We start from the raw sequence: 5,378 nt of genomic DNA on the forward strand, positions 1-5,378 counted from the left end.
AGCTCTGCACCACCGCGAGAGGCTCGGGTGCAGGGTCTGGCATGATAGAGGCTAACGCCTGGCGGAGGGCATCCGCCTGGGTAGCTGGTTTTGGATCCTGCGTTGGAATGGTGGCAGCTCTGCCTGTGAAAATAGAGAGCAATTAGTGATTGCCTCGCTGAACGCAGGGGAAATAAGAGATAAGAGATGACAAGGCAGTATTGCAATATCATACTATCTCAAAGCATGTTAAATATAAAGTGGTTTGTTTCGTGATAGAAACAAGACACTTATGGCTAGACTCTTGCAGCGAAGTGCTAGGGAGCGCCGTGGGCGAGGCTTGGTGTGATGCATGGCTTGCCTCGCTGCGAGGGTGTTGCAGCAATGCCTCGCTGTGAGTGAGCGAGGCTGGCGATGCATGAGGGTCCGCACTGCTCGACCTGCCTGTGGCAGGAAGAGAGCGGGCTGTTGGATGTGTGAAGCTAGAGATCAGACAGGGACTAATCGATAGCCTTGCTATAGTATAAGTGACAACATTATATTTCAATGTTGGAACGTAAACTGAAGTAGCTCAGGTAAAGTAATACCACGCAGTTGGAGAACTTACTGTGAGCATGTGGTGATGGTGGTGTGTATTGGGCAAGGGCGAGTAGCCGAATGGGTTCTTCCTCGCTGGAGAAGAAGTTCATCAGCTCTGAACTAGGGCAGTGGGAGCGTTGCCGATGCCCTCGAATCACTATAAAATGTTTCCGCAGTTCTGCTTGTGCGGCAGCGACTCCAATCGTACTTTCAGCGATGTAGGCTTGACAAATCATGCAGCGATGTGGGTCATAAGTCAAGAAACGCTCACCCTTCCCTTTTCTGTTTCTGGAGCCTTTGATGCAGCAGAGGGAGTGGCGAGGGCAGGGGTGAGTCTCCGAGCATCTCTTACAGTGTCCGTTTTCCATTGTGCCTGTGGAATGAAGGGGACATGTCGAAACTAATCTTAAAAGTCGCTAAAAATAGCTTACATAACACCTTACGGTGCCTATAGTTGACAGGAGTCCTAGAGGCCTAAAAATTCGTAGCGTTCCCCGGAGCATGGCGAGTAGCTGTGCCGAGTAGCTGGGTAACGTGGCTTGAATTGCTTGCTGTATCCTTAGTGAAGAAAGAACGTATGTTAGTTTTAGCTAGCATACTTCAGAAGAAGCTGTACTGGGTAGCCAGTTGGTCTGCGGTGCTGACTAGCGAGCTCGTCAGCTACTCAGCGAGCGGTAATAAGGTATTTCCGACTCTCGTCAGGAAACACCAGATTGGGGCATTCAACTACTCTGCTAGCTATGCGGTTAGTGGTGCTCATTCGCGAGCCCAGCTACTCAGCGAGTTCAGCTACTCAGCGAGTAAGGTAACAACGCTATTAACTAGGAATAGCTAAAGTAGCAACACCTTAGGTGTGCTGGCAAGCTCTAGGAGCTTGCCTTCCCAGGGCAAACCCTTTGGGAAGTGAGTTCTTACCTTACAGGAGCTCCACTTGGGGTCCGTTTCCTGCTGAGGTCAGTTTTGAACTGAAGGGCTCGCGGAGATGACGCTCCTTATATAGCGGACATGGCGAGTAGACTCGCTGAACTGGCCGACTCGCTGAGCCGGACTCGCTGACTCGCTGTGCCCCAGCAAGCTCTAGCATCTTCCACTAAAGGTCCTGTCCGAAACTATCTGAAAGCGAATAAATTGAATATTTTGAATATGAGGATCAGTTAGGGTACTTGTCCTAATGAGGCCGATATGACGAAATGCAGGAAAACAGAAGTAAGGCATCATCACCAGAGAAGAGTGAGCCAATTTTTAATACATCATTTCTGAAGCCTAAATCTTTTTCTTCTAAGGTTTTCATAATTTTACATGTCACCTTCTTAAACAGGGATGTCGATCTTGTAACTCCTTGTTGAATTCCAAGTCTTTCATTACAAAACGACATTTTTGTGTTGTACCGAAGGAGTCTGTCTTGGGGTCTCTCTCTTTTCTGTGAGCAAGTGTGCCCGTGTCTGCATCTCCAGATATAACCATGTCCCTGTGCCTGACTACTTCATAGCTAACCACCTTATTCACCCCAGTGCTCCTCTTGACTTAAGTCGCTGAAGTTAGGGTTGACAAGATCTGGACAGCATGTGGGTTATCTTCCGTCACTTAGTGATGGTTAAAAATTGCCAGCTGGCTGCGGCGGGACGCGAACGCATGTCTTTGGGGTCACCATCCCTCCCTCTTTAAGAAATAGTAACCTAAAATAGTAACCTAAAATTAGTAACCTATGTTTAACGCATCATCACTAAAGCCTTAGCACTGCTGGTAAATTAATAACCCATCACTATTAAGTTAGTCAGCCCCACCAGTTATATACAGCAGCTTGCTCTGCTTGCAGGAGCATTTATTGCAGATGCTGCAGAGGCCCTGACAGAGGAACATGGTGCCCTCTCACCAGTAAATATTATCCAGAAGTATTCATGGAGAAGTCAAGAAATATGTGAGACTAATGAGGGAAATATCAGTGAGGTAAAGAAAGAGGTGTGGAGCTACAGTGCACAGTAACCATAACCTAATAGTCCGTGGGCTGGAGGGGCCCACCTTGACCCCCCCCCCCACCACCACCAATTGACGAAACCAGTTTCATCTTGTTGCTAAATGCCTATATTTTGAAAATAGGAATGTTACCACTGAATAAACTGTTACTCAATAATGGTGCCGTGGTGTTATTTACTCAACATCTACAGACAAGTCAGTTACCAGGTTTTGGAGTAGATGAAAATGAAATGGTCACAACTCGGGAACCATTTGAGCTAGAGTAACATTCTACCCACCAAATTGCAGCTCTAGGAATGTACTTTCATGTGGTATGTAAAGCATCCAAACTGAATCAGTAATAAGGTCAGGAGGGGTCAAAAGGTCATGACATATTAACTTCATCTACAATCTGACACCTGGTTATTTACCAATACTGTACTTGCCGAAGAAAGGTCAGATGATACAATTATGGCCTAAAATAAATTAAAAACATATGTTCTGACTTTGCTGACCCATCCATGTTTAAGGATAACTCATTGGGAAAGAACAACAACAAACTAAATTCAGTCTTATAAAACTGTGAGAAAAACATATATATACACAACTGGCATTGAAAGTATCGTAGGTTTTCAACAGAGATCCCTATAAATTTTAACAGCCAGTAAAAGTTGCATTAACATACCTATTTTACTACTTCTACATGTTATTCTAATAATGTAGGTTATCGCATAGGTAATCAACAGCGAAAATATAATGAAATTTCCTTTCACCACAATGACATATCCAGTACAGACAGTGCTACTAGTATGTACAATTTTTTTCCATTGCAGCGCACAGACGTCTACCTGTATGGCACTCAAGATGACGAGGTTGGTGCATGTTGCATGTTAGTTTTAAGGTCATCATGCAAGGACTAGTTATAAGGTGTGTAATCAGTTCAGTTCTCCAATATTATTGGAGAACTGATTGTGGAGTATCCTATTTTATTTGAAATTTTAACTTTAAAGTAGACAGGGTTTAAAGAAGTTATGTAAGTGAGTTATTGCTGGAAAATAACTTTTGTTGGTCTTTTTTCGTGAATGAAACTGCATTGCTCTGCTGCGGATAGCTTGACAGCTTCCAGCCAGATTAGTAAAATGACCACCGTTTATACTTGCGCTATTGTTCACTGTGTGTAAGACATCCTCTGTTTATTCATTTGTTGCAGTTAAGCCACCATAATGCTGAAGCGCAAGGCGAGCTGTGAGAGAGACATGACTCAACGGCCTACGCAGGGCAACTGCATCATCCATACAGACAGCTCAAACTTCTCTAGTTTTGTCTTTTCAGCAGAAGTTGATGACCCTGACGGAAGATTTTCGTCGATATGCAGCATACGAGACCAGCGTCTGTCACAGCCCATTGGGTCGCCAAATCGCATGCAAGAGATATGTGACAGAATTCCAGATGAATTTGGAGAATTAGATGGATATCATCGTGAGCGTTATCAAAGGTTCACAATGAACCTTAGCCGGTTGAAACCTGGTGCTCACTCATCAAATCCAGAAGATCGGAGGTCGAGTCGAAAAAAGTGCACTGGTGATAACATTCTGTTTGAACCAACCTGTATATTTTGTCAACAGTTTGGTCGTAAAAAGGCGAAAAAGGGAAATGCATGGACAACTGAGGGTCTGTCTAGCTTGGAACATGGCGGAGGACCAACGATTGTTAAACCGGCAGAGGAACGGAAAGATGAGGACCTAGCTCGGCAAATTCGAGGAAAGGATCTCTTTGGATGTGAAGCAAAGTACCACAAAGCTTGTCGAATGAAGTACTGTGACCGTGGCAAATGGCGTAGTCCAGATCCACTGAGAAAAGAACAAGCACAATACATTGATGAAACACACTCAAACTGCTTCAATAAACTCTGTAAAGTCATTGACAAGAATATTGTACTTAACAAAGAAATAGTGAAAATGACAGATCTTAGGGATTTGCATGTTGAATACCTGTCTGAAACACCATTTTCAAACCCGAACTATGAGACACAAAAACTGAAATGTAGGCTGATGAATGATGATGTGTATGGTACCAAGATTGCCTTTATCGGGCTGGGTAGATCTGGAGGTAAACTTCAGACAGACCTTGAGTTTAGCACTGAGACGACAAGTCTTGCAGAAGCAGTGCGGAGTGGGTACCTTTTTGGATGTAGTGACAAAATTGATGACGCTGGCATTCTTCTAAGGAATATTATAAAGGACACGTTTGAAGAGGCTGATGAGCTTCCGTGGCCACCAACTGCATCTTACTTGCAACCAGTAGAAAACTCAGTACCGATCGAACTACAACGCTTTCTGAGCACACTGATCAGTGGACATGGGTCTGCACTGGGTTCAGAGAAATTAGAGACTTTTTTCTTCCCTTGGGCAAGATCTTTGCCGTGCTGTAACGAATGGTCAGTGGAAGTTGCCGAAGCACATTATGGTATGCATGACACTACGACACCTATACAGAAGTGCCCAGCTGAACACATTAATGAATAAACTTGGACGTGCAGAAAGCTATTCCTTTGGACTTGAGCTGGAAACAGCACTTGCTACAGCTTTAGAAGAAGCATCTAGCTTGTTGACAGCACAGATTATTCGCAACCCTTCTGTGCCATCCTTGTTTCATAGCGATTTCGATAACTTTGACCAGTACATAAATGACATCTCAGGCAGTGGGTCAGGCCACGTCACCCATAGTATAATGTTGCAAAACATTCCATCACTACTTGGTAGTGCTCATGATGATCACTCAGTTATTCCTGTAGTCCCAAAAACTGGTACTCGAAGTCTAAAAACGCTTCCAGATGATAGCCTTCCTCCACGTTACATCAGTGAAAG

General features: G+C 44.3%; 2 protein-coding genes. Both read left to right on the top strand.

Annotated features, from left to right (window positions below):
* Positions 1–3,932: 3,932 nt before the first annotated feature.
* Positions 3,933–5,036, top strand: coding sequence for a hypothetical protein (locus tag ACK5JN_RS18185; RefSeq protein ID WP_416871439.1), 1,104 nt, complete (start codon positions 3,933–3,935; stop codon positions 5,034–5,036).
* Positions 5,029–5,378 (top strand): hypothetical protein (locus tag ACK5JN_RS18190; RefSeq protein WP_416871440.1); only part of this gene is annotated, 350 nt, incomplete at its 3' end. The genes ACK5JN_RS18185 and ACK5JN_RS18190, both read left to right, overlap by 8 nt.

This window comes from Kluyvera sp. (genome assembly GCF_047971185.1).
In the GTDB taxonomy this organism is placed as follows: domain Bacteria; phylum Pseudomonadota; class Gammaproteobacteria; order Enterobacterales; family Enterobacteriaceae; genus Kluyvera.

Bases quoted from the DNA above. Each gene is read 5' to 3' on its own strand.
- ACK5JN_RS18185 (WP_416871439.1), top strand. From the start codon at position 3,933: ATGCAAGAGATATGTGACAGAATTCCAGATGAATTTGGAGAATTAGAT.